A 26540-nucleotide genomic window follows, 5' to 3' on the forward strand; every position below is an offset into this window, starting at 1 on the left:
AACGCGTTGGAAGATTTCAGGCTTTTCTTTTAGTAAATTAGAGTATCTTTTTTCAGGTTTGTCAGAAGCTAAAGACATTGCAATATCTGTATTCCTCATTGCAACTTTCTCAGCAATTTTCCTGCCTAATTGTTCAAATTTCGAATTTTTTTGATAAAGTTCATATAACTTTTTCTTTGTTATTAGCAGTAAGCTAGAGTCTTCCAATGCTTGAAAGCATATTTGACTTTTTGAACCGGTATTAAAACTATTAAACTCAGTTATAAATGTGTTTTCAAAGGAAATATCACAAGTAATTTCATTTCCGTCCTTTAAATGAAAATGACGAATACTACCAGTTTGTATAAACCCGATAATATCGCAAACTTCTTTATCTTCTAAAAGAAATTCTTTTTTGTTAAGTGATTTCTTAGTGAAATAATTTTCAATTAAATCAATTTCAATTGAAGTGAAATCAACAATTTCTAGACAATATTTTTTTAAATTTTCGATAGTTTTTTTAATTACTTACAACGGTTTGTGTATGGTTAGTTGCGTGTTTTAAGCAACTAATTTAACAAAAGGAAACCGAACCTTAGGGAAATCCGTAGGGTTTTCCGAGTACAGACAGCCCCAAGCAATTAATTATATACGTTGTTAGCTTTATGTGCTTTATTATTTATGAATAGCAATATTTTCGCTAAATTGTTGAACAATCAAACTAAAGTAAAGATATGGTTAAGAAAATTAAATGGAATTCTGAAAGAATACTTAGTCTATCGGCGATGACTATGAGCTTCTTCACCCTAATAATCTTCATCTATCAAACCAATTTGATGAGCCGACAGAATTATTTGTCCATTCTGCCGTATTTATCAATTTCAACTTCTAACAACGTGGATGGTAACACATTTAGTTTTTCAATTGAAAATTTTGGTGTTGGTCCGGCAATTATTGAAAGTATTATGGTTAAGCATAAAGGGGAATCTTTCGATTTAGCCGATTTTAATTACGACGTGTTGACATTCCTTAAAACCAGAGCACCTGAATTAGATAGTTTAAAGGTTACATCTTATTCAACACTAGATAAAGGCTTGGCGATTCCTGTTAACACTTCTTATACTATTATGGAGGTCAAGAATTCTCAAAAGGACTATCAGTTGCTTAGTAATAGTTTAAATAAATTGTTGGAAGAAGGACTTTATTTCGAAATCATTTATAGTTCCATTCAAAACGAACGTTGGATGATTACCAACAACACTCAAGGACCTAAAAAATTAGAATAAAAACCAAATACTTATAAGAATTAGCTGCATTAAAGCTAACGTGATGTGTATGGTTAGTTGCGTGATTGAGCAACTAAATTAGTTAACAAATAAGCACTTGCCCAAGCAATTAATTATACACCGTGTTGTAACCAGTTTTTTTATCAGAAGATTATTTCAATTTCTGAGTTGTCATCATTCCATTTCGCTATTTCAGTCGAATCTATTCTATTTCCAACAATTGACAACCCTTTAAGATTTGGTAATGATTTTAATTTTGTGATTTCTTTTTTTATATCAAGTTTATTCATGGATATGTCCAAGTACTCTAAGTTCTTTAATTGCCCAAAATTAGGTGGTAATGTTCTTATTCTAAGTCCAGATATGTTGAGTTTTTTTAATGACTTTAGTTCTGTCAATTCATCAGGAATAGTTTTGTAAGGTGGCATATCAACCATTTTTTCCATTGCGTTAGCTGGCGGATAAATTGTCCAACCCATTACACTGTCCTGAGATATAATTAATTCCTCAACGCTTTTCAATTTTCCAATTTCTGGTGGGATACTATCAAGACCATATTTAACAAGTCCAATAAAAACAACTGTCTCATTTTCGAATTCTTTAAACATATGATTCGGCTCGCATGACAAGATTAAAGGGATTAAAAGTAAATAAGTCAGATTACGATACATTTGGTTTTTAATTGGCTACAACGGTTAGTGTATGAGAAGTAGGCGATTACGAAGCACGAAACTTCCGGTTAAGCAAAAAGTTTGACACGAACCAAAAGCCTTGAAGTTCGCACTATTTTGCCTATTTCTTATATACATTGTTGGCAGTAGTTTTTATTCATTTTTTATTTGTTGTTGCATTTTTTCAATGCTTTCTAAAGTTGGTTTTACATCTTTATTTAAAGCTCTTTTATTTATCCAATAAGTAAACGCATAAAATAAAGCAAGACCTATTAATGTTCCTATTTTAAAATTGAAAGTAAGTGGTAATAAGCTTTCAGCAACACTATTTGTCCAATTGTAATCGATTGGATTTTCTAACCCTAGAATAAATATAAAATTCATTATAAACGGTGGAATAGCATACCAATACAAAGCAGAATCTAATAAATTAGATTGTTGTAACATCATTGTTTTCTGATTATTAAGTTGTTCAGCTATTGTTAGCGAGAAATCAGTTTTAGTATTCTGTAAATTTGATTTTCTAAATTTTACAATAACAAATACAAACCAAGCAATTGCCAAACCACAAGCTACTTTAGTAACGGGAAATGGGATTTCGAATAATAAATATCCAAAAATGAGTATTCCAATTATTGAGGCAGAAATCTCTTTAATAGCTCTACTTCTTATTTTTTTCTGAATACTCTTTATTTTAGTACTCAATTCTTCAGTCAACTGTTTTGTTTCAATTGATATTTGACCAGATTGAGAAGAATTATTCCAAATATCTTTTAATTCTTGTTCTAACATTTTAGTTGATTTTTGGAGTGATACATTCAAATAATTTTTTTCTAATCCGCTTCATTTTAACTGCTATATGGTTTTCTGTTAACCCAGTGATTACTTCAATTTCTTTATAAGACAAATCATCTAAATAAAGTACAATAAGAGATGTGTCAGTTTCATTTAAAGTTGAAATACATTCTTTTAAATACTTGAGCTTTTCTTGTACAGAAGTGTCAATTTCTTTTTCTATTGGTGTAAAATGAATGGATTCAAACCTATCTGTCTTGCTATAATTTTTATCAAGTTTCATTTTTGAACGCAAGCAAACATTAAGAGAGATTTTATACACCCAAGTATCTATAGAAGAATTACTTTTAAAGGAGTCAAGAGACTTCCAAATTTGATAAACTACTTCTTGAAAGAGGTCTTGAGGTTCTATTGGAGGAATAGCATAAATATTACAAATCCTGTATATTTTATGCTTATTCCTTTCAAGAATTTCTTCAAAATATTTATCCTCTTTCCGTTTGTGCATTCTGTTTTTTTAAATTGTTTTTAGATGAGCTTATAAGTAAAAACTCAATAAAAAATCCACAGATAAGTATAAGACTAATTTCTTTATATGACTCTCCAAGAATTTGGTAGCAAACGATTAATATTATAGCCCAAACAATGCTACTTATGATTTGAATTCGTGTTAAAATTTGAATTAATTTCTTTGTGTTTTCCATTTTCTTAAATTTAAATTATTGTTTTTTAGTGTCTCTATTTAGTTAGTGACAGGTTTTAAGAAAATATGACAGAAAATATGATATTTTATTTTAGAGTGCTATTAAATTACTGGCAACGGTATTGTGTATGATTTCGTTGCGTGTTTCAGCAACTAAATTAGCAGATACAAACCAAATAGAAAATCCGCGAGGAATTTTCCAAGTAGGTAATTGCCAAAGCAATGAATTATACACATTGTTACCTACTTGCTTTTTTTCTTTTTCTATTCAACCTTTTCATTCTTTTTAATTTTCGACTTCCTTAATGGCATTATAACCTATAAATTTTAGACTAAAATCATATATTTATGAATTCTAAAAAACATCATTTATCTAAAAAATCAAACCACAATTTTCGCTGTCTTTCAGTTGCCTTTTTCGAAAGAATCATTTTTTCATTTTCATAGCTAAGCCCCATAAGCTTTGCATTTTCAAAAAAAGGAATCTCATTAGGAAAACTTGTATAATTCACCAGTGCATCAGATATTTTCTTCCCATACAATCTTTGAGTAGCATCATAAATCTTAGTCAGCGTTAATGCTTCTCCATTTTTAGGATATGTCCTTAATAAGTATGTCCATAGGTCATCTAAATTCTTTTTCCCATTAGTTTCATCACGAATTAAAAAATCTAGTGAAATCGCAGCCATTAGCCCACCCCAATAAACGGTTGTGGAATATTTAAATTTGTCATTACCTGCAGTTACTAGTGTTAATTCACCATCAACTTCTGTTTGATACTCTTTCATTCTGTAAATAATTCCATCTAAAAACTCAGCCTCTGTAAAAACCTCTGTTCGTACTAAAGCTGAAAAAGCACCATATTCAGCTCCAAAACCTTCATTAAACCATTCATATAATGGCGCATTTTCTCCAGAATCATCAGCCTCTAATTGGTCAAAAGCAAAACTGTGAAAAAGTTCATGAGCAATAAGACGTGATGTTCTATTCGTCATACCATTGTTGATAACCATCTCTTTTTTTGTTTCAGGATTTAGAGAAATTGATATGGCCTTGCCCATAACCTCACCGCCTCCATAACTTCTGTCGCCCATTATAAGTACCATTTGAGCCTTTAACGGAGACTTATACCTATTGCCGTAATATTCAAAATACTTCTCAACCTGTTTCTTTATCTTAGTAGACATCTCATCTGTAAATTCTCCAGACATGGCAATATTCAAGGAAATGTTTCCAGTAGTAAGTTCAGTTTGCTTATGTGTGCCTGCAAAAAATGCCGAATAAAATAAATCATTGGTTTTGTCTACCTTAAAAGTGTTTTCTGCATCGGTTAACTTCCTCCATTGGGTGGTGACATTCCAATTCTCAGGTAAATCAAATCGAATACCAATATTTGTAGTTGGCTTACCTCCAATAAATAAAGCTCTCCCAGCCCACATAACGCCATCATCATTTGCATAAGCTGCTCCATTGTCTCCACCTCTAATGGTAGGAACAAGTAAATCATGTTCGAGACGAACTTGATATGATAGTTTAATAAATCCTTCTTTATAATCCTTCAGAATCCATTGACTATTTTCTTTAGCTATTACTTTAAGAGCGCGTCCTTGATTATCTTTTACTTGAAGGTTTTGAACATAGGTGGCCCAACCATTTTTTAGCCCATGTTCATTAAATTCGTTCATTTGAATCACATTCCCATCTGGATGTAATAGTGCGGTAACTTTCGCCAATCGCGGCTGTTCTCCATTTATAGCAATAACATATTCATCATTCAAAGTGCTCTTGTTATTAGCTATTCTGTACTCTTCTTGTTTTAATCCTTCTGGAGTTTGAAGCTGTTTTTTATCAGTTTTACATCCAATAATTAGTAACAGGAATAGCAAATTGAATAATAGTGATTTTCTCATCTTTAAAAGTTTATATAAAGACAATATCTCTATCAAAATGTTACGGTTTGCTATACTTATATTCAAAAATGTATGATTGATAGGCTCTGTGAATATTATCACCTACTTTAAGCCTAATTTATACGCTGAATTCCAGCTTGTAGGTAACGTGCTTGTGTATGAAACGTAGCGTGTAAAAAGGCACTACTTTTCGGATAAACACTGAGCCGAATTTTTATGTTTTGTTTTTACTTTTTTTATTTTAAAAGCCAAATTTAAAAATTTGGCGGTCTTTGTAAATAAGCACAAACCTCTCTATTTAGCACGTATTAGCTATGTTTTATAAACGTTGTTACCAAACGTTTGTATGGTTATTATTTGGGTCTGAGATTCTCAATAACCTGAGAATTCACCCAATAAGGTTTTCCTACCCAATTTTCACTTCCATCTTCTTTAACCTTCCACTCTCCCCTCGAAAAAAATAGATATTTCCCATCGTCTGTCACACGTCCGCTACTTTCCGAGAGTTCTGTGTTTATTTTATCTCCCATGTTAATTGCTGGTAGCCAAGACCCATCTTTCTGTCGAAAACTAATATAGATATCAGATTCACCATATCCGTCTTCTGCATGCTGATCCCATATCAAATAGGATCCATCCGGTGCAACGGAAGGGTGAGCAATCCATGTTCCAGTGTTAATATGCTTACCCATACTTTGACGGGGTTCATATTTTCCATCTATAAGGCGTGAATAATTCAGACCACCAATTGTATCCTTTCCATCCCATTGATCAAAATAAGAAGTTCCTTTGTCTGTAAACGATATGCCCATGATATGTATATCTGTAAAAGGTGGTCCAAGACTTTTGTACTCCGACCAACCAGTGTCGGTTCGATCTCTATATTTATTTCCACGGTATATAGTATCTCCTCCCTTAGAGAATTTGGGCCATTTTAGTTCGGTTTCAGATTCGTTTCCCCAACTCCCATTTTCATATCGAATAACAAAAAATGTGCGTTTTTCATATTTTCCATTTTTCCTAGAGAAATAGTAGCTCTTCATATCTGGTGAATGCTTACCTCCTTCAAAAAGCCCTTCTGGAGAAACAATGTCAGGAGCAAAAGGTTCAGGAATTAAGCCAGGTGGCTTTTCTCCAAAATAGGCGGTTTCTATAGTTGATGAATCATTGTCTTTTGACTTCTTATTTTTAGTATTGCATGCATTTAAAAATAGCGAGAATACAAGTATTAAAATTATAAAGTTGTTAGCTTTCATAGTTTAAGTTTTTATAATGTTTGGTAACGGTCGTGTATAAGAATAGTAGGGCGGAAAAAAGGCGACTACCATTCGGTTGAGCACAAGCCGAATTTTTATACGTTGTTGTGCTTTCGTTATTTTTCATTTTTCAATTTTGTCTCTATATGTTATAAAATTTCATTTTGTATTTCATAAAGCACAGTAGCTCGCTTAACAAGGAAACCTGTGTTCAGACTTCTTATATAAACGTAATTCTCAAAGATGGCACTTGATAAAATTTTCTGTCCATCGCTATCAAAAGCACTTTTATTGGGTTCAAGTAATTCGTTTTTGAAATTTTTATATTGATAATTTTCTATCATAAATTCATCCAATTGTTGCGTTTGGCTATCATCGATAAGTTGAATGCTATACATAATAATCATAATTTAATTTCCAATCGGCTACATAGTTTTTAAGTGTATCATCAACAAGCACTAATTTTTCTGACGATGCTATTGCTGTCGATGGATTGAATGCTGGTATATATATCATAGAAAACATCAGCGAATCTAATTTGCTTTTTTCAATTTCTTTTGGGTTAGGTCGTACCAACTCCGATAATTCATCAGCACTTGTCTTTACATATTTGTGCTGTTCAATCTTGATTTTCAGTTCGTTTTGGTTTCTGGAATACTCGTCTCGCATTTGTAAAAGCACTTTGTAGGTCTCCTTTTCTAATTTGTTATTCTCGTTCCAGTTATTAATTTGAAGGGCAATTAAAATCCCAATGACGACAAGAATAATTTCTCCAATTGCATAAATTAGATACTTACTGAATTTATTTTCAGTCAGCATTGTTTGTCTAATTTTTCTAAAAAATTTTATCATTGGTTAGCGGTTTCTGATAATGAAGCACAACGGTTAGTATATGAAAAGTTGACGATTGTGGGATAATTTATTATAAAGTTAGACAAAGGTTTTAAGCTGCTACAACCCTTGAATTTACTTAATATCTCGTCAATTTTTTATATACAATGTTATGCTCTTTATTTTAGTTTTTATTAATGTCAAAAACCTTCCTACCACCAACATAGGTTTGCAGTACTTTCAATTCTTTTATGCGAACTGGGTCAACCTTAGTAATGTCTTCACTTATTACAACAAAATCTGCCAATTTTCCAGGTTCAAGAGTTCCCTTTATTTCTTCGCTAAATCCAGCATATGAAGCATTTTTGGTGTATGCCACTAGTGCTTGATCCACTGAAATTTTTTGTTTAGGAACCCACCCATTGGGGTTTTTATCATCTAACGTTCTTCTTGTAACAGCGGCATAAATACCTTCTAATGGCGTTGCTGGTGCAACTGGCCAGTCGCTACCAAAAGCCAATAAGGCTTGTGCTTCCAATAGTGAATTAAAGGCATAGGTTGTCTTTATTCGCTCAGGACCAATCAACACTTCTGCCCATCTTCCATCATCAATTGCATGGTAGGGTTGCATGCTTGGAATGATATTCAATTTTGAAAATCTTTCAATGTCATTTTCTGCAATATGTTGCGCATGTTCAATTCTGAATCTTCTGTCTTTTTCTCCATTTTCTTCTGAAACACGTTCGTAAATATTCAGGAGCGTATGAATAGCATTGTCTCCAATGGCATGAACCATTACTTGTAGGTCTGACTTATCTGCATTCGAAATCCATTGATACAAATCTTCTTGGCTATTGACAAAGAAACCTGAATCTTCGGGTGCATCAGAATAAGGTTCTTTAAATGCTGCAGTATGTGAGCCCAAAGAACCGTCAACAAAACCTTTTAAACCACCTATCTGGAGCCATTTGTCACCTTTACCTTCATTGCTAACCAGCTCTTTAATATCTGACCATTTGTCCAATGGCATTACAGAATAAATACGTAGATTTAAGTTTCCATCCTGCTTTGCATCTAAATATGTGTTATAGTCATTTATTGTACCCATGTCGTGTACCGATGTTACACCTTTAGATACTAGGTATCTTGTAGCTGCCGCAAAAGCCTTCTCATTTTGTTTTTTATTGGGGATGGGTATTTTATCAAACAAGAGGGACATTGCATTGTCTTTTAGAATTCCGGTGGGTGTTCCGTCTTCATTCCTCACAATTGTTCCTCCTTCTATTTTGGAAGTATTTTTATCAATACCAGCTATTTTTAACGCGAGAGAATTAGCCAAGGCCATATGTCCATCTAAACGATAAATAAAAACCGGGTTATTTTTTGTAACATCATCTATCCATTCTTTTGCTGGTAGTTCACCACCCCATAGTGTATGATCCCAGTTTCCTTCTAATATCCATGAACCTGAATCAATACTTTCTGCGTATTCCTTAATGCTATTAGTGAACTCTTCTGGTGAATTTACATCACGAAGCTTAACAATACCAGAAAGACTGTATCCAGATGGCATTAAATGCACATGGGTATCAATGAAACCGGGTGTTATAAACCCGCCATTGACATCTACTATTTCAGTTGTCGAACCTACAAATTTTTGGATTTCATTATTACTACCTATAGCAATTATAGAATCACCCACAATAGCCATTGCTTGCGCATTAATCTGTTTTTTATTTCCTGTCCAGATATTAGCATTGGTAATTATTACTTCTGCCTTTTGCTTTTCATCTTGACATGATACTAATGTTACTATTGCGAAAAGAAGTAAGAGGCTACTAACTGATATTGTTTGTTTCATAATGAGTTCTGTTGGTTATTTATATTGAGCACAACGTTTAGTATATGAAGCGTAGCATCCCGCAGGGTGCTATGATTTCATATACAGTGTTGTAACCAGTTATTTACTCCACATTTCCATTTCAATACTCTTATATAAATTTGTATTGTCAAATTCGGAATTAGCAAAAATTACTATTCCTCTTTTTCCGATTACATCCATAATAACTATTGTTCGAACCCCAGTATCTCCGCCACTATGAGTGTAATACAGATGATTATTAATTGCAGTTAAAAACCAAGTGTAATATCCTTCTTGAGAAATTTGAGGTACAGGTGTTATTTTTGAAGTTGTTTTTTTATCTAATATGAATTTATTGTTTTCAGAATTCAAGTATGCAACAATTAAGTTTGAAAAATCTGAAATGGATGTCCTTAATTGGCCTCCTGGATAATCTGGATAACCATTATGTCCTTTAAATATAAATCCTAATGAATCCTGATTCACGTATGTTTTTGCAACTAAAGTTGAATCTAAATTCTTTAAAAACCAACTCGTATTACTCATTCCAATAGGTTTGAAAATATTAGCCTGACAAAATTCTTCATACGTCATTCCTGAAGCAGTCTCAACAATTAGTCCCAATAGAGCGATACCAGTATTGGAATAAGAAAATGATTTGTAGCTCGAATCACTCTCGAAATGCTCTGCTGTATAAAGTTTTCCGTCTACGTTTAGATAGTCTTTTAAAAAAGGACCTAATTCTAATTTTGGGTCACCTTTAGGTTCGTTCCAATGTGATTCATATATTTTATAATCATCCTTAATCCCAGAGCGGTGATTTAGTAATTCTCGAATCGTTATTATGTCATTTGGATAATGCGGGTTTTTGACTTCAAAAGGCAAATACTTATTAACATCAGTATTCAAATCCAATTTTTTAGATTCTACTAATTTGAAAACAGCCAAGTTTGTTACTGTTTTGGAAACTGATGCAATATGAAAAGGAGTATTCACAGATGCTTTAATGCTTCTATCTAAATCTTTAAAACCATTTGCGCTTAAATGAACCACTCTTCCAGAGTCAATTACCGCAACTGCTAGTGCCGCAATATTATCTGATTTCATCTCTTTTTTAATTAATGAATCAATTTTGGGTAATGATTGTCCAAAGCAAAAGCCTGAAAGAAGTAAGAAGAGAATAAAGATATTGAATTTCATAATTTGTTTTAATTGGTTACAACGCCAAAGCTATCGGTAGTGCGGGAGCAGCGCAGTACTCATCTTCCTCACTTTACACTTAGCTAAAGCAGTTTTTTGTATTTATTTTTTGTTTTAAATGCCAAATCAAACTGTTTTGGCGTACCTCCTAAAAATACGCAAACCTTTTGATATTGACCAAGCCCCGCATTACGTATAGGTCTTGTTAGCGGTTTTATGTAACCCGAACCTAGCTCCAAAAGACGAGCCTATACTGCTATTCCCGTAGATTTTGCCGCTTTTTACATCCTGCGACAATCCTAAGTAGACATAAAAAAAATTAAGAGGTATAGCAGGTTTATAAATACCGGCAAGCCACAAGTCCGTCTGGATAGTGATTGCGCAACACTTGCGTTTTGGCGGCAAAAGGGAAGACACCGAAAGTTGCTCTATTTTTAAAGCCTAGGCCACACTTAAAAGAGAAACTAATGCAACGGGTAGCGTAGATTTTTTGTTGCTTTGATAAACGTTCTACTTGCGAAATGAGTAAGTCTTTCATGGGGTAAGCAGCAAAAAAGGAAAGACCCCGAAGATTATCTTACTTCTTAGCACATATTACCGCTAACGTTTAGGCCATAGTTAGTACAGGAATTAAAAGTAATAAATTTCCGATTAAGCACTTAGCCAAAACTTTTTATTTTGTTTTATCTTTTCTTTTTAAAGCCAAATCAAAAGATTTGGCGGACTTAGTTAAAAGGCTCTAAACTTTGGGTTAAGCACCAAAACCCTGTATTAATTATAGCCATTGTTAGGCGTATGTGCTTTATTCATTTATAGATATAAAAGTTTCTACTTCTGCATTATCTCCATCATAATATTTTTCACCATGAATAGTAAAATCTGCTTTATAAGCTCGGGTTCGGTTCAGGTCATTATTTCCCCATATTTCCATCCAAGTATTAACCACTGCTTCTGGCATTTTTCCTTTTGAAACAAACTTTCTATATTTTGCTTTTTCGATTGTTATTCCAACAAAACCGTTTGGGATATTTTCTAACGAACTTACAGGCAATCCAATAATTGTAGTATATGCTCCGTTAAAATCGGTTTCATAATCAGTGTAAACAGCATAAATATTATCATTTACTTTATTAGGAATTTGTTCTTGAGTTTTTTCGTTCCAAAACTTCTCCCATATTGTTTCTATGTCTTTGGCAGCTTGTCCATTTTCATTAGTTGTTCTTATGGAAATTCCGATTACTTTAAATTCTTGAATAATTTTATTGTTCATAGTTCTAACTTTATTTGTTTGTATTTGACTTTTGCAAGAGGATAGCATAAGTGCAGAAAGCATAAAAATATAATAGGTTCTCATTGCGGATTATTTGTTATGCTACAAATTTATAATACCCTTGTGACAGCTCTATGTCAAGGGTGGCAAACATTTTTTTTTGGAAATATCAAAATATTCTTCAAAGGTTATTTTGTGTGGTTCAAATGTTAGACTCAATACTGTTAAACTTTCAATTCGGTCTAAACGAAATGCTCTAAAATCATTTCTTAATCTACAATATGCAATAAGTAACCAACTTTCTTGGGTGGTATAAATAGCAAATGGTTCAACAGTTCTTTTAGTTGTTTGATTATTGTTTGGCGAATAATAATTTATTTTGACAAGATTAAAATTCGTCAATGCTAACTGAAGTGTAGATAAATAATTACTTGTTCGGACGAAATCATCATTTTGTCCAAATACAATTCGATTAGAAAGTAAATTAGCTTTGTCTTTCGTGTTGCTTCTTAAAACAGATTTTATTTTACCAATAGCTTCGGTATATTCTTTTACAAATGAAGCATCTTTGTTTTTCAAAACTAATTGTTCGGCTGTAATTAGAGCATTGGCTTCACTTTCAGAAAACATTATTGGCGGAATTCTGTAACCTTCCATTAAACTATAGCCTTTTCCTTCTTCCGTAAGAATGGGAACTCCAGATTGTTCCAATGCTTTAATGTCTCGATAAATTGTTCTGTTACTAACCGAAAACTTTAAGGCTAGTTCAGAAGCTGTCAAAAGTCTTTTCGTCTGTAATTGGGTTAAAATAGCAGTCAGTCTTGGAAGTCGTTTAATCTCATTTTTGTTCATTTTTTGTCTGACTGTTGGTAGTTTGCAAAGACGTTTTTTTGCATTACGCCTAACGGTCTTGTATATGAAAAGTAGCGCTGAAAATAAGCGTTAACTTTTCGGATTAAACACAAGCCGAATTTTTAAACTTTACTAATTTTTTTATTTTTGGGAATTTGTCAAATTTAAAAATTTGGCGACTTCCTAAAAATGCCTGAACCTTCCTGTTAGCAATGACTCGTGCTATTTTTTATACACGTTGTTAGTACACGTTTTTATTCCATAATCTTGTTAAATCTTTGGTTCAGACCGTCGATAAATTTATGCGTTTTTTTGTCAAATCCATTGATTTTTCCTAAACTATCTCGTTCAAAGTGAAACCATAATTCTGCATCTGTGTCAAAAAAAATATCTTTTTCATAAGCGTAAATTGGAATTGGGTCACGAACAATGTTTCTGCGTACAGTTTGAAATTTCAAGGTGTCATTTTCAATTATGATGTTATTCCAAAACACTTTGCTTTTCTCAAATAGATAATTTCCTAAATACTCTTTCTTCTCGTTGGAAGTAATGTCTTTAGGTTTTAAAAACTTATTTCGTTGAACTCTTCGCTCTTTTAAATTATACTTATCGCCATTCTTTAGAACGTAGAATTTGTCTTTTCCAGTTTCGAGCGTGTCAATTTCATTGAAATAAGGCGACCAAAATGTTTGGTCATAAATTGCTACATATTTATCTCCTATAACCTCAAATTCGTTTCCTTGAACTATAATTGCCGTATGTTCATCAACGCCAATACCTAATAATTCTGGTCTAATTTTTAATAATTCAAACATATCATACTGTCTGTTTCTATCAAGATGATGTTGGTCAAAAGCGGTATTAGTTACAAATCCAAATCCTACTTCGGGATTGCCAATTATTTTGTAATTACCATCTAAATCTCTTCCGCCTCTTGCTAAATAAGAAGCTTGAATAGACGCGCCTGCCGAATGTCCGCCAATAATTCCGCTACGTTTTAGAACGTTTTTCAATTCTAAATGAGTTTTAGTATCTAAATATGTATCTGCTGTTCGCCATTGCCTACCGCCGGTTAGCCAAACTGCTGTTGCAGTTTTTAAAGGTTGTACAAATTCATCGCTATCTGCGACCAAAGTATCTCTTGTGTGCATAAATTGGATGTCATCAAATCCACGAGCAGTAAACTGTCTTTTTAAAATTTTAAATTCTGGGTCATAGTTTATCGAATTTTCATCAAAAGCGGTTGGAATTATTACAAGTTTAGCTGACTTTCCACCAGCTAAATCATAAAACACTTTCCACATTTCATCTGTTATTCCGCCACCACCAATTAATAACGCTCCGTTAGTTGGTCCGATAGATTGACTTTGAGTTTTTTTTGATTTATTTACTGTGTTTTGGCAAGAAAATATTAAAATCAGAAGTGAGAATATTGATAGAATTTTAGAAATATTTAATGAGAATTTATCGATTTTCATATGATGCAGAATGTTTTTTTTAAATGTTTGCTAACGTTCTGAATAAACGCTCGTTTTAATAGCGTTTATTTTTTGTTACCAATTGTTTGTATTTTATACGGTTTCAGTTCTTCAAAAAAGAAATCATCATTTGGTACATCAAAATCAAACCCTATGACTTCTAAATTATTATCCGTATTTATTTTTATTGTTCCAAAACTAAACCACGCTTGAGGTTGGTCCCATTGGATTTCCCAAACATCATGATGCCAATGCGTTAAATTTGCAGACAAGAGTGGCGAATGTTCAAATACTAACCTTAATTGATTGTCTTTATCAGTGATGTTTATTTTGCCATACATGTCAGATTGGTATTCTCCAACAAAATTTTCACGTGAAATCGTAGGTGTTGTGTTGAGCACTCTTTTTTCTTTCCGGTCGGAAATACGCGTGTCTTCTTCTTCACGTTTATTAGTTCTGTTTAAATAATGGGCTGACCAATCTTTCGCTTCAATGCCTAAAAATTTATCTAAAGCATAATAAGTAGCAGCCATTATGGGGCTCTTCACGCCATTGGTTAAAACAACAATCCCAAGATTTTCATCAGGAATTAACGTAACGGCTGTTATCATACCGTCATAACCTCCCGTATGTCCAACTTTCATACTACCATGATAATCACTTAAGCCCCATCCTAAACCATAGGCGTTGAAATGTCGGTCAAAATCATTTTTTGAAGTATGGTCCACGTAATGATTGGTATGAGGTGTCCAAACCAAATTCCTGGTTGTCTTTGACAATAAAGTGTCCTTACCATGAATGCCATTATTCAAGTTAAAAATCATCCATTTAGAGATGTCAATAACGCTTGATATAAGACCACCTGTTGAAGCGACAGCATCCCAATTCACCCATGGAATTACATAATTTTTGTTATCTTTTCTGGCATGGGGAATCGCGTAGTTTCCTTTTTTATCCAAATCATTAATTGACGAAATGGTACGATTCATATCAAGTGGATCTAAAATGAGCTCCTTCACATTTTCGCTCCAACTTTTTCCTGTAATCGTTTTTATCAGCTCGCCAGCAGTAATATACATTAAGTTGGAATAGCCATATCCCGCTCTAAAATCATATGCTTTTGGCAAATACTTTATGCGTTTGATCATTTCTTCTGCTGAAAGCGTTGACTTATACCAAATGTTATCTCCACTAAAAGTTCCCAAACCAACACGATGACTTAAGATGTCTCTTACAGTAACATTCTCACTAACCCAGGGATCGTACAATGCAAAATATGGCAGATACTTTTTTACTTTATCATTCCATTTCAATTTTCCTTCCTGCACCAACATACCAATGATAGCAGAGGTAAAAGCTTTGGAATTGGAAGCTATTGCATATAAGGTATGTTCATTTGGCTTTTCCTTTTTGCCCTCTTCTAAAACACCATAGTTGCCAGTGAAAATTAATTTTCCATCTTTTACAATACCAATGGAAGCACTGGGGATATCCCAATCTTTTACCATTTTGGCGTAGTAAGTATCGACTTCTTCAAGATTGACTTCTGTTTCTGTTTGAGCTTGTACCCCTATGGCTAGGAATAGGTTTAAAATAATTAGATAGAAAAACTTTTTCATGAATGGTGTTTTTAATAATTGGTAACGCCAAATCTATACGTAGTGCGGGAGCAGAGCAGTACTCATCTTCCTTATTTTACACTTAGCTAAAGCAGTTTTTTTGTATTTATTTTTTGTTTTAAAAGCCAAATAAAACAATTTTGGCGTACCTCCTAAAAATACGCAAACCTTTTGATATTGACCCAGCCCCGCATTACGTATAGGTCTTGTTAGCGGTTTTATGTAACCCGAACCAAACGCTAAACGACAAACCATTCCTGTATTTCCTGTAGATTTTGCCGCTTTTAACATGCTGCGATACACCTAAGCAGTCATAAAATAATTAAGAGGTATAGAAACGTTTACAAAATCTCGGCAAGCCACAAGTCTGTCCGCGTATCGATTGCGCAACAGTTGCGTTTTGGCGGCAAAAGGGAAGACACCGAAAGTTGCTCTATTTTTAAAGCTTAGGCCACTCTTAAAAGACAAACTAATGCAACGGGTAGCGTAGATTTTTTGTTGCTCTGATAAACGTTCTACTTGCGAAATGGGCAGGTCTTTTATAGGGTAAGCAGTAAAAAAGGGAAAGCCCCGAAGCTAATCTTACTTCTTAGCACATATTGCCACTAACGTTTGGTATATGGTTTGCTGCGTGTTTAAGCAACTAATTTAGTAAACAAATCACAGATAGAAAATTCCAGCGGAATTTTGTTAGTAGGCGTGAACTAGCAATAAATTATATACTGTGTTAGCCTTTCGTTATTCTTCTAATTCAATGTTAATTGAAGCGATTAAGTTTTTTGCGCTGGTAATTGTTTCTTCATAACGATAACTCAACCCAGACAAAATAAAATGGCGATATTTTATGGCATTTGTAATAAATAGATTATCCGAGTTGTTCTCGTTATTATCTGGATTTAATTTCTTATTAAATTTTAAGCTATTAGGATAATCAAAATCCATTTGATATCTATTCATAAAATATGGTGCGATAATATCTCGAGTGTAAATCTCGATTGATCTATTAAATATTCCTACATTGTTCTCTATATTATTATAGTATAAAAGTGTTAGCTGCGCTATCTTTTGGTTGTCAATTAAGTTAAACTTACCACTTGACGTTAAGTCTTCTACCGAAGTGTTTTCTGTAACAAAATTATGTGTAGTTAACATTGCTTGAGTAATATCTGGACCTTTTAATAGTATTGATTCATTCATACTTATTAGACCAGCTGTCGAGTCGAGTGTTTTGAGAGTGAGTTTTATGTTTTGGATTGTTAATCTTAAAGCTAAAGTATCTTGTACAAGATTTGACTTAATACTTGTAAGATATGTTCTACCCTCCTTTTTCTGAACATTTTTAAGATTCCAATTGTTTATCTGCAAGGCAAATAAAATTCCAATAACTACAAGTATAATTTCTCCGATAGCATATTTTAGGTACTTGCCAGTTTTATTTTTCTCCATTAGATTGTATCGTATTTTTCTAAAGAATTTTATCATTTGGTTAGTGGTTTGTCATAATGAAGGCTAACGTTTAGGCTATGGTTAGTGCGGGATTAAAAATAACTGTTCTTTCAATTAAGCACTTAGCCAAAACTTTTTATTTTGTTTTATCTTTTTTGTTTTAAAGCCAAATCAAAAAGATTTGGCGGACTTGGTTAAAAGCTCTGAACTTAGGGTTAAGCACTAAAACCCGTATTAATTATAGCCATTGTTGTGCTTTCGTTATTTATCAATTTCTTCTAAATATTTCTCTAATAGATATTTTGCTTTATTTGTCTCGTCTAAACTATTTTTTCGATGACTTATTGTTAATTTTTTAGCTGCCATAGCCCAAGTTAAAAAATTGAAAAATTCTTGGTTATTCTTAAGCTCATTAAAATTATTGGGACGCATGGAAAAGAATGTTCTTCCTGTTTCAAAATAGGATATAGCCATATCATTTTTACGTTTGCTTACTTCATATTCAAAAGCATTCCCGGCTTGCTCCAAGTTTGGTAGCGATTGTTCGAATAGTTCTATCAAGACCTGCTTTAAATCATCGTCCTGAATTAAATTTAAACCTTTTTGTTTCAAATTTTCATAAGCACCATCTATTGCGTAGTAAGGGTCATATGTTCCTACAAGACCGAACATTGTATTTATTGAATCATTATAGATTGAATTCTCGTCCTTAAATATAGTAATCAATTTTTTACCAGTATTAATAAGTCTGGAATCATTTTCACTAAAACTCTTTAGCCGAATAATATTTTGGTCAACGTTTCTTCTAACCTCTTTTAATGCGGAGATTTCATTTATTCTTAGTTTTCTATTTTCATTCCAGTTGTTTACCTGTAAGGCTAATAAAATACCAATCATTACAAGCAGTATTTCTCCAATTGCATAAAGCAAATATTTACTGAATTTATTTTCAGCTAGCATTTTTTGTCTAATTTTTCTAAAGAATTTTATCATTGGTTAGTGGTTTGTGGTAATAAAGCACAACGGTTATGTGTAAGGATAGTTGCGTGTTTTAAGTACTAAAGTTAGTAGATAAATCACAGATAGAAAGTCCACGAGGACCTTCGTAAGTAAGCGATTACTAGCAATTAATTTTATACGGTGTTGTGCAACGGTTTTATCTCGCTTTTGTCAATGCCATTTTCACAGCAAGTCCAGTTAGTACAGAAGCCATAAACCATTTTTGTATTCTTAACCAAATAGGTTTTTTTGAGAACCAACTCGCCATTTTAGCAGCAGATATAACAATCAAAAAATTAACTGAAAAACTTATTATTATTTGAATAATTCCGAGTTGAAAACTTTGACCCAAAATAGAACCATATTCAGGTTTTATGAATTGAGGAAAAAATGAAAGGTAAAATATTGCCATCTTTGGATTCAAAATATTTGTCAGAAGTCCAATATTAAACAATTTAAGGGGTTTGTCCGATTTTAGGTTTTGGTCAGCGTCAAAAATTTTATTTTTTGATTTAACAGTATTATACGCTAAATATAACAAGTATCCGACTCCAAGAAATTTAACAACTAAAAAGGCATAAGGAACCGCAAAAAATATTGCAGTAAGTCCAAAAGATACCAAAAGTATATGGAATAAAAATCCACACATTACTCCCAAAAGAGAGATGATTCCCGCTTTTTTCCCTTGTGATAGTGACCGAGAAATCAAATAAATCATATTCGGTCCAGGAGAAAGCACCATAATTAAGGATGCTAATCCGAATAGTAGTAAATCATTAATTGGTATCATATTTTTGTTTTTAGTAGTTCGTTTCTGACTGTTGCACAACGGTCTCGACTATGGTTAGTACGGAATTAAAAGAAAATAAATTTTCGATTAAGCACTTAGCCAAAACTTTTTATTTTGTTTTATCTTTTCTTTTTAAAGCCAAATCAAAAGATTTGGCGGACTTGGTTTAAAACTCCAAACTTTGGGTTAAGCACCAAAACCCTTATTAATTATAGCCATTGTTGGCAATAGTATTTATTATTCTTAATTTCTCTTCAGAATACTATTTTTTAGATATATTGTTAGTCATCGATTTTTTATAAACTCTAAAGTGAAATTCAAAACACTATCATAGTCATTCAATTCTTGACCAATTGTATTTCTTATCCAATAATCCGGTTTAATACCGTGACTATCATTTTTATAATCTACGTTCATTTCCCAAACAACCAAAGGTATTTTTACCTTTTGTTTAGAGTAAGGTAAAGTAATAATATAAGATATTCCACTTGTATTCTGAACCTTATTACCACCTACTTCTTCTCCTATAAAAATTACATTTCTATTGTTCTTTAAAAAAGAGGTAAATTCACCGGTGGCAGAAAACGATTTACCATTTATAAGTATATAAAGTTTTCCTTTAAAGTTATCTTTTTTTGGTGAAAAGACATCCATTCCTTCAATCTTTCGCAGGCTGTAATGATTATCCATTGTTTTTTTTAACTTAAGCCAACTAAATGTATTTAGCCAAAACACACCCTGATTACTATAATACTTTTTGTCTTTAATCGTCTTAGTAATTGTATAAACATCTTTATACATAACAAAATCTTTATCTAACAGATAAGACAAAAGCTCTTGAGTAGGAAGAGCATCACCTCCACTATTATCTCTAACATCAATAATTAAATGTTCAATTGTATTATGTTTAATTTTTTTAAATGATTCTTCTAAAAAACTTAGATAGTTTTCTTTTTCTAATTTTCTTTCTGAAAAAGTAGAAAATGTTAAAATACCTACCTTATTGTTTATTTCAAAACTCAAAGGTTTTTGTTTTTTACTCTTTTCGTAAGCATTAACTACTTCATCATTCAATAATGTGCTTTTTAATTCAATTTGAACATTTTTATTATTCTTACTTATAGTAATTGTATGATTAGATTTTGAGCCATAAATTAATGCGTAGTCTAATCCAAATAATGAAGATAAATTTTCATTTGGAAAAGTTAAATTATCACCATCTCTTGTATAATTTTTGAGTAGTGAATTATATATTTCTCCTATTGGTTGCTCATCAATTTTTAAAATCTGTAATCCTAATAAATCCTCATACCCTTTTGCAAAAAAATCACCTACATAAAATGAATCTTTATACTTATATAGTTGTATTGGAAGTAACTTGAAATCTTTTTTAAGTTTTGGATATGGGATGTTCGTATGTCCGTTTTTAATAACGCTATTTAATGGAGTTAATAGTCTATAAAACTCAAAGGTTCCCATAGAATCTTTCAAGTTTTTCTGAGTTTGCATAAACCAATAATCTATTATCTTCTTTGAAGAATAAGTATATAAACCTCCGTGGTTTTTTTCTAGATTCGATTTTAAAATAGCTAAGTCTTTTTCTAGGTATATTTTGCTGATTTTATCTTGAGAATACCCTACTTGAAGGAATAAAATAGAAAATAGCGTAATAAAAATTGTTTGCGCCAAAAAAGGTATGTTAGTTCTGATCATATTGATTATTAATATTTGTAATTTTATATTGATTTTACACTGTAGAAATTATGAACGTTATTAAGGAAAAAGGATTCTAAAGTTTGAAATCAAGTAGTTTTACTGAATGCAAAAAAAGACCAGAATGTCTAATGTTTAGTTTCGATTTGTTAGCATTGAAGAAATTGGTACTTATTTATTTTTATTCTTGTAGGCTCGTGGAGTTATTCCTGTGAATTTTTTGAATACTTTGTGAAATGTTGTTTTTGAAGAAAAGCCAGCTTCAAGACCTATTGATTCAATATTGTATTTATCGAAGGTATTATCGTGTAACATTTTTTTTGCTTCTTCAACTCTATATTGATTTACATAGCTTGAAAAATTATCTTCGGTTTTTAAATTAATAATTTGAGATAAATATCCTGCGCTAATACCTAATCTTTCAGCAGTAGATTCTCTAGTAACATTTGGGTTTCTATATTCATATTCTTCTGTAAATAGACTTTCGAATTTTTCAAAAATAGTATTAGAAGAATTAGGAGTTTTAGATATGTTTAGTTCTTGAGTTTTTAATATTTGTTTTATCTCATTTGCTTCAGCATATAATTTTCGGTTGTAAATTGTATAATAAGATACCCAGTAAAGAAAAAAAGAAATTCCAATAAATAGTATGATTGTATAATAGCTTGCTTTTTTAGGCACTAAAATACCTTCAGTAAAATCGAGAAGAATCCAAAGACCAATTAGTGAGCTAACTATAAAATGCAATCGCCATAACCAATTTTTCGACTTTTGAGAATCAGAATTTTTTAAGATAAAATATAGGTAGGTCATTAAAAAAAAATTATAAATGTAGACCAGCTTACTTTCAAGAACAAATAAGCTAAATTTTATACGAGAAAAAATTTCGCTTGTAAAAATGAAAACATCAAAATCTCTCTCTAGATTATGAATGGAATTTAAGAGTAGTGATGCAATAAAAGGTAAATACAGTAATTTAAGTTCATTATGTGCATTAAGATTATGGTTGATGCTTTTTATAACAAAAAGGAAAATAAAAACGGGAGTAAGAAATACCCATTCTATATTGTCAATTATTCTTAATTTTTTATTCTCTTCATAAATACCTACTTCTGCAAGTAGTCTATTGAGCATTAATAGAGAAATAGTTAAAATTGCATATCCTAAATATTTATTTGTAATGCTTTTTAATGAGGGTCTAAATAATATTGCTAGTCCAAGGAAAAATCCTAAAGCAACATTTATGGTAAAAAGAAACAATAGAAGTTTCATTTAACTTTTATATGATTTGAAGTTTATATTATTGCCAACGCCAAAGCTATGAGTAGTGCGGGAGCAGAGCAGTACTCATCTTCCTTACTTTACACGTAGCTAAAGCAGTTTTTTTGTGTTTATTTTTTGCTTTAAATGCCAAATCAAACTGTTTTGGCGGACCTTCTAAAAATACGCAAACCTTTTGATATTGACCAAGCCCTGCATTACGTATAGGTCTTGTTAGCGGTTTTATGTAACCCGAACCCAGCTCCAAAAGACGAGCTTATACTGCTATTCCCGTAGATTTTGCCGCTTTTTACATCCTGCGACAATCCTAAGTAGACATAAAAAAAACTTGAATACTTATAGAACCTTTGCAAATACCGACAAGCCACAAGTCCGTCTGGATATCGATTGCGCAACACTTGCGTTGTGGCGGCAAAAGGGAAAACCCCGAAAGCTGCTCTATTTTTAAAGCCTAGGCCACACTTAAAAGAGAAACAAATGCAACGGGTACCGTAGATTTTTTGTTACTCTGATAAACGTTCTGTTTGCGAAATGAGCAGTTCTTTTATAGGGTAAGCAGTAAAAAAGGGAAAGCCTCGAAGATTATCTTACTTCTTACCACATATTACCGCTAACGGTTAGTATATGAAAAGTAGGGCAGTTGATAAGTACTATATTTCGGATTTATAACTTAGCTAAATATAAATATTTTGTTTTTCGTTTAAATGCCAAATTTTATATTTAGCGGACTTTGTAAATAAACAGAAGACTTTGGGGTTAGCACAAAAGCCCTATTTTTTATATACATTGTTACCAGCTGGCTATATTTTCCATTTACCTTTGCTTAAGTCAACAACTTTTCCACCAATTTTCAAGCTGTATTTATCATTTTTAAGCTTTCCATCTAAATTTATATATGATTTTCTTTTCATTTGAAATCCTTGTTCTACTGTTGCAGAGATTTCAGGTGATTTATTTTTTAATAAGTAAGCAAGGAAACAACCATTTGCACTTCCTGTAGCTGAATCTTCTATTAAATTTTCATTTTCGAGACAAAACATTCTAGTATTGAAACTATTCAGTTTTTCAAAAGTTTCTTCGGTAGCAAAAAATAAAGAAGTTGTTAGTCCAGTTTTGCTATTAGTTTTGTATTTTTCTTTTTGGGTTAAAAACTCTATAACTTTTCGTGAATCGAGCTTTATTTGATTGATTTTCTCTAAATTGATAATAGGAATGATAATATATGGCAAACCTGTACTTATTTCTTCTATTGGTTTTTGTGTGTTCAGAACCTCTAGCGTTATATCTAATCCATCAGCAATTTCTTGATGTTTGTAAGTTGTTATAAATTCTGGTTCGGCTTGTTCCATTATAAAATCACTATTGTCAACATCATTAATAGAGGTTAAATCAATACTAATGTTTGAATGTTTTAAATTCAGGATAATATTTTCTTTTGGTTTTGGTAACAAGTATTTTGAAATTATGAAGGCGGTTCCTAATGATGGATGACCAGCAAAAGGCACTTCATATTCGGGAGTGAAAATTCTAACCTTAAACTTTTCATTGTTATAATTTTCTTTTATGAATGTTATTTCAGAAAAGTTAAGTTCCTTGGCAATTCTGAGCATATTTTCGGTAGAGACTTTATTTTCAAAATCCACGAAAACTGCTAGTTGATTTCCTCCGTATTTTTGAGTGGTAAAAACATCTACTAAATAATATTCTATTTCTATCATTTTTTGCGCTTGCTGGTAACGTTTGGTATAAGATTAGTTGAATGGTTTAAGCACTAAATTTAGCAAATACAAACCGAATAGAAAATCAGTAAGGATTTTCGTAAGTAGGCTTGCACTAGCAATTAATTTTATACAGTGTTACCTGCTGGCTTTTTATGTTCACTTCAATTATTAAGTAAGCATAATTAATATTAATATAAAAGTCAAAATTCCAATTGCCGTAGTAAATTTTCCCATTTTTTTTGATTTAGTCCAACCTGCTAAAGAAATCATAGTAATTAAGGAAATAATTCCTATAAAAAAGGAAATTCCTCCAACAAGTTTAGGAAACATTAAATCATCTCCTGAAACTTTAAATGGAAATCCTTCAGTTGTCATCATAAGAATTTTAGTCATTGAAAATAATGCAATCAAAAAAAAACTAGCAGCAATTGTAGCAGATTTCATTATGCTTCTCATTAGTCGATTATTTGCCTCTGAAACCAAAAAATTGGCTACTACCGCAATGGAGAAACCTCCCAATAATGAACTTATCACAATAATTTGGTCAGCGAGTTTATTCCAATATTCTAATGAAATTTCAATCATATTCATCTTTTTATAATATATTCAATCTTATATTCTTATTCATTTTTTTGCTTGCAGGTAACGCCAAAGCTATACGTAGTGCGGGAGCAGAGCAGTACTCATCTTTCTTATTTTACACTTAGCTGAAGCAGTTTTTTTGTATTTATTTTTTGTTTTAAATACCAAATTAAACTGTTTTGGCGGACCTCCTAAAAATACGCAAACCTTTTGATATTGACCAAGTCCCGCATTACGGATAGGTCCTGTTAGCGGTTTTATGTAACCCGAACCAAACGCTAAAAGACAAGCTATTCCTATATTACCCTTAGATTTTACCGCTTATAACATGCTGCGATACACCTAAGCAGACATAAAAAAAATTAAGAGGTATAGAAGGTTTACAAATACCGGCAAGCCACAAGTCCGTCCGCATATCGATTGCGCAACACTTGCGTTTTGGCTGCAAAAGGGAAAACCCCGAAAGCTGCTCTATTTTTAAAGCCTAGGCCACACTTAAAAGATGAACCAATGAAACTAGTACCGTAGATTTTTTGTTGCTCTGATAAACGTTCTGCTTGAGAACTGAGTGGGTCTTTTATAGGGTAAGCAGCAAAAAAGGGAAAGCCCCGAAGATTATCTTACTTCTTACCACATATTACCGCTAACGTGTTTGTATAAGATTAGTTGCGTGTTTTGATTTCTAAAGGTAGCAAATAAATCACAGATAAAAAGTCCGCAAAGGCTTTCGTAAATAGGCTAGAAACTAGCAATTAATTTTATATGGTGTTAGCTTTTAGTGCTTATTCTATTACGTTCAAAAATATGCAAAATCCAACTTTTACTTGATTCCAACTCGCTTGACTTGTTTTTCGGGTAAATGATTTTTTCATTATTCTACCAGCAAAAGTAATTTCTTTATTATCATTAAGTTTTTCCAAAAACTCAATAGATACGAAAAAATCATTTTTAAACATTAATTCATAGTCAGATAAATCAGCAGTTATTAATCCATCCTTTAATTCCGTTTTTATAATTATATTTTCCGTATTGATTCTATTATTTGGAACTCCTCTTTTTAAGTCGTAAAAGTTGATTCTCAAATTTAAAATCCCATATTCATTTTTTAAAACTGCAATGTTAAATGTTTCAATTATTATTGGTTTTCTAACCTTTACTTTTATTCCAAATTCATTTCCAGCCTCAATTTTACTAAAAGCAACTGATGCTAAAAGTTTAGGTTTTTTATTACCTAAAATTTTTGATTTGTATTTTTTGTTGCTAATAATAACTTCATCTAATTCAGTTATTTGTTCTTCTAAAATTATTGTTTTTTCCTTTTCAAAATCTACTATTGGTATTGTTAAACTTCTATAACCAATTATTGAAAATGTTAGTGAATCTTTTAAAAATTCTTCTTTGAATTCTAATTCAAACTTTCCTTTTTCATTTGAAACTGTTCCAATGCCTTTATTCAGAACTCCAATGTTAACATAAGATAAAGTGTCTTTTAAATTTGAACTGATAACTGTTCCACTAAAACTTTTCTGGGCAAAAGTTGAGTAAATAAATAAAAGGCTTATTAATATTGAAAAGGAAATTTTTTTAATCATCTCTAAGGTTTTAGTTTTGCTTAATCAACTTTCGAGCCGTTTCAATTTCGGCATTAAAGCTAACGGTTTGGTATAAGATTAGTTGCGTGTTTTAGGCAACTAATCTTATACAAAACACAAACCAAGAAAGTCCGTTTAGACTTTCGTAAGTAAGCGATTTGCCAGCAATTAATTTTATACCTTGTTGTAAGTAGTTATTTCTTACCATACTTATCCTTTAATTCTTCTGCTCTTTTTCTTCCTGCCTTATAGTTTGGGTCAATTTCGATTGCTTTATTTAAATATTTAATTGCTTGTTCTCTGTTCTTTTTACTTTTGTTGGCTCTAGCCCAAGCCCAGTAAGAAAAACTCATAATTCTAAAATCAGCATAATTATTATTTTTCTCTTGTTTTTTAATTATTGATTCAAAATCTATTTTAGCGAATTTTCTTTTTTTCCACATAAAAAAAGGAAGATTTTCAGCAACACTACCTCTCATAAATTCTGGTCTTGGTGATATAGAAGAATATTTATTTATAGTATTTTCAAAAATTTCAAAAGCCTTACCTAATAAACTAAGTTTTGTGTTTTCTCCAGCAACTAATGAAAGAGATGAAGCTCGATATGATTCTATATAAATCATTAATTCTGGCGTGGTTTCTTCGTTTTTAGAGAGTTTAGTTAAAATGTCATAACTTTTTTGTGCGTATCCTGCGTACTTTTTT

The 26540-nt window shown here is 31.9% G+C and carries 26 protein-coding genes; 1 reads left to right on the plus strand and 25 read right to left on the minus strand.

Annotated elements, in window-relative coordinates:
- A partial coding sequence (locus Q360_RS25905) for a Crp/Fnr family transcriptional regulator (RefSeq protein WP_027077957.1) occupies window positions 1-504 on the minus strand: 504 nt, incomplete at its 3' end.
- 209 nt (window positions 505-713) lie between these two features.
- Between Q360_RS25905 and Q360_RS0115875 the strand changes: the two genes are divergently transcribed.
- Window positions 714-1265 (plus strand): hypothetical protein, encoded by a 552-nt coding sequence (locus Q360_RS0115875; RefSeq protein ID WP_027077958.1) that lies wholly within the window; start codon window positions 714-716, stop codon window positions 1263-1265.
- A gap of 143 nt (window positions 1266-1408) precedes the next feature.
- Here Q360_RS0115875 and Q360_RS0115880 read toward each other — a convergent pair whose 3' ends face one another.
- The 24 genes from Q360_RS0115880 to Q360_RS0116005 form a co-directional block, all read right to left on the minus strand.
- The gene (locus Q360_RS0115880) at window positions 1409-1873 is read right to left on the minus strand and encodes a leucine-rich repeat domain-containing protein (protein ID WP_027077959.1); all 465 of its coding nucleotides are present in this window, start codon (window positions 1871-1873) and stop codon (window positions 1409-1411) included.
- Between the two features lie 216 nt (window positions 1874-2089).
- Window positions 2090-2728: a hypothetical protein gene (locus tag Q360_RS0115885; RefSeq protein WP_027077960.1), complete on the minus strand. Its 639-nt coding sequence runs from the start codon at window positions 2726-2728 to the stop codon at window positions 2090-2092.
- A 1-nt stretch (window position 2729) separates the two neighbouring features.
- Window positions 2730-3239 (minus strand): RNA polymerase sigma factor, encoded by a 510-nt coding sequence (locus Q360_RS0115890; RefSeq protein WP_027077961.1) that lies wholly within the window; start codon window positions 3237-3239, stop codon window positions 2730-2732.
- A complete protein-coding gene (locus Q360_RS0115895) occupies window positions 3217-3435 on the minus strand; it encodes a hypothetical protein (RefSeq protein ID WP_027077962.1) in 219 nt (72 codons plus the stop codon). Before Q360_RS0115895 ends, Q360_RS0115890 begins: the two co-directional genes overlap by 23 nt.
- A gap of 364 nt (window positions 3436-3799) precedes the next feature.
- Window positions 3800-5344 (minus strand): M61 family metallopeptidase, encoded by a 1545-nt coding sequence (locus tag Q360_RS0115905; RefSeq protein ID WP_027077963.1) that lies wholly within the window; start codon window positions 5342-5344, stop codon window positions 3800-3802.
- 353 nt (window positions 5345-5697) lie between these two features.
- A complete protein-coding gene (locus Q360_RS0115910) occupies window positions 5698-6600 on the minus strand; it encodes a hypothetical protein (protein WP_027077964.1) in 903 nt (300 codons plus the stop codon).
- Window positions 6601-6749: 149 nt separating this feature from the next.
- Window positions 6750-6998, minus strand: coding sequence for a hypothetical protein (locus Q360_RS0115915; protein WP_156950140.1), 249 nt, complete (start codon window positions 6996-6998; stop codon window positions 6750-6752).
- On the minus strand, window positions 6991-7452 hold the full coding sequence (locus Q360_RS24845) for a DUF6090 family protein (protein ID WP_027077966.1): 462 nt from the start codon (window positions 7450-7452) through the stop codon (window positions 6991-6993). The genes Q360_RS0115915 and Q360_RS24845 overlap by 8 nt, the downstream gene beginning before the upstream one ends.
- A 163-nt stretch (window positions 7453-7615) precedes the next feature.
- Complete coding sequence (locus tag Q360_RS23625; RefSeq protein ID WP_051554770.1) at window positions 7616-9292, minus strand: amidohydrolase; 1677 nt, start codon at window positions 9290-9292, stop codon at window positions 7616-7618.
- Between the two features lie 99 nt (window positions 9293-9391).
- Window positions 9392-10492, minus strand: coding sequence for a serine hydrolase domain-containing protein (locus tag Q360_RS0115930; protein WP_027077967.1), 1101 nt, complete (start codon window positions 10490-10492; stop codon window positions 9392-9394).
- A gap of 802 nt (window positions 10493-11294) precedes the next feature.
- On the minus strand, window positions 11295-11762 hold the full coding sequence (locus Q360_RS0115935) for a GyrI-like domain-containing protein (protein ID WP_027077968.1): 468 nt from the start codon (window positions 11760-11762) through the stop codon (window positions 11295-11297).
- A 132-nt stretch (window positions 11763-11894) separates the two neighbouring features.
- A complete protein-coding gene (locus Q360_RS23630; RefSeq protein ID WP_036196191.1) occupies window positions 11895-12614 on the minus strand; it encodes a helix-turn-helix transcriptional regulator in 720 nt (239 codons plus the stop codon).
- A 254-nt stretch (window positions 12615-12868) separates the two neighbouring features.
- On the minus strand, window positions 12869-14092 hold the full coding sequence (locus tag Q360_RS23635) for a cyanophycinase (protein WP_051554771.1): 1224 nt from the start codon (window positions 14090-14092) through the stop codon (window positions 12869-12871).
- 65 nt (window positions 14093-14157) lie between these two features.
- A complete protein-coding gene (locus Q360_RS0115950; protein ID WP_036196192.1) occupies window positions 14158-15711 on the minus strand; it encodes a serine hydrolase in 1554 nt (517 codons plus the stop codon).
- 33 nt (window positions 15712-15744) lie between these two features.
- Window positions 15745-16002: a hypothetical protein gene (locus tag Q360_RS0115955; protein WP_027077970.1), complete on the minus strand. Its 258-nt coding sequence runs from the start codon at window positions 16000-16002 to the stop codon at window positions 15745-15747.
- A gap of 447 nt (window positions 16003-16449) precedes the next feature.
- Window positions 16450-17157 (minus strand): DUF6090 family protein, encoded by a 708-nt coding sequence (locus Q360_RS24850; protein WP_027077971.1) that lies wholly within the window; start codon window positions 17155-17157, stop codon window positions 16450-16452.
- Window positions 17158-17418: 261 nt separating this feature from the next.
- Window positions 17419-18150 carry a hypothetical protein gene (locus Q360_RS23645; RefSeq protein WP_036196193.1) on the minus strand — a complete coding sequence of 244 codons (732 nt, stop codon included), beginning with the start codon at window positions 18148-18150 and terminating at the stop codon, window positions 17419-17421.
- A gap of 163 nt (window positions 18151-18313) precedes the next feature.
- Window positions 18314-18946, minus strand: coding sequence for a LysE family translocator (locus Q360_RS0115970; protein WP_027077972.1), 633 nt, complete (start codon window positions 18944-18946; stop codon window positions 18314-18316).
- 285 nt (window positions 18947-19231) lie between these two features.
- Window positions 19232-20635, minus strand: coding sequence for a S41 family peptidase (locus tag Q360_RS0115980; protein ID WP_169734665.1), 1404 nt, complete (start codon window positions 20633-20635; stop codon window positions 19232-19234).
- A gap of 195 nt (window positions 20636-20830) precedes the next feature.
- Window positions 20831-21931, minus strand: coding sequence for a helix-turn-helix domain-containing protein (locus tag Q360_RS0115985; protein WP_027077974.1), 1101 nt, complete (start codon window positions 21929-21931; stop codon window positions 20831-20833).
- A gap of 809 nt (window positions 21932-22740) precedes the next feature.
- Window positions 22741-23658, minus strand: coding sequence for a PhzF family phenazine biosynthesis protein (locus Q360_RS0115990; protein WP_027077975.1), 918 nt, complete (start codon window positions 23656-23658; stop codon window positions 22741-22743).
- 171 nt (window positions 23659-23829) lie between these two features.
- Entirely contained in the window at window positions 23830-24246 is a 417-nt protein-coding gene (locus tag Q360_RS0115995) for a hypothetical protein (protein ID WP_156950143.1), read from the minus strand.
- A 779-nt stretch (window positions 24247-25025) separates the two neighbouring features.
- Window positions 25026-25835 carry a carboxypeptidase-like regulatory domain-containing protein gene (locus Q360_RS0116000; RefSeq protein ID WP_027077977.1) on the minus strand — a complete coding sequence of 270 codons (810 nt, stop codon included), beginning with the start codon at window positions 25833-25835 and terminating at the stop codon, window positions 25026-25028.
- Between the two features lie 194 nt (window positions 25836-26029).
- A partial coding sequence (locus Q360_RS0116005; protein ID WP_027077978.1) for a hypothetical protein occupies window positions 26030-26540 on the minus strand: 511 nt, incomplete at its 5' end.

Source organism: Maribacter antarcticus DSM 21422, from assembly GCF_000621125.1.
GTDB classification, from domain to species: domain Bacteria; phylum Bacteroidota; class Bacteroidia; order Flavobacteriales; family Flavobacteriaceae; genus Maribacter; species Maribacter antarcticus.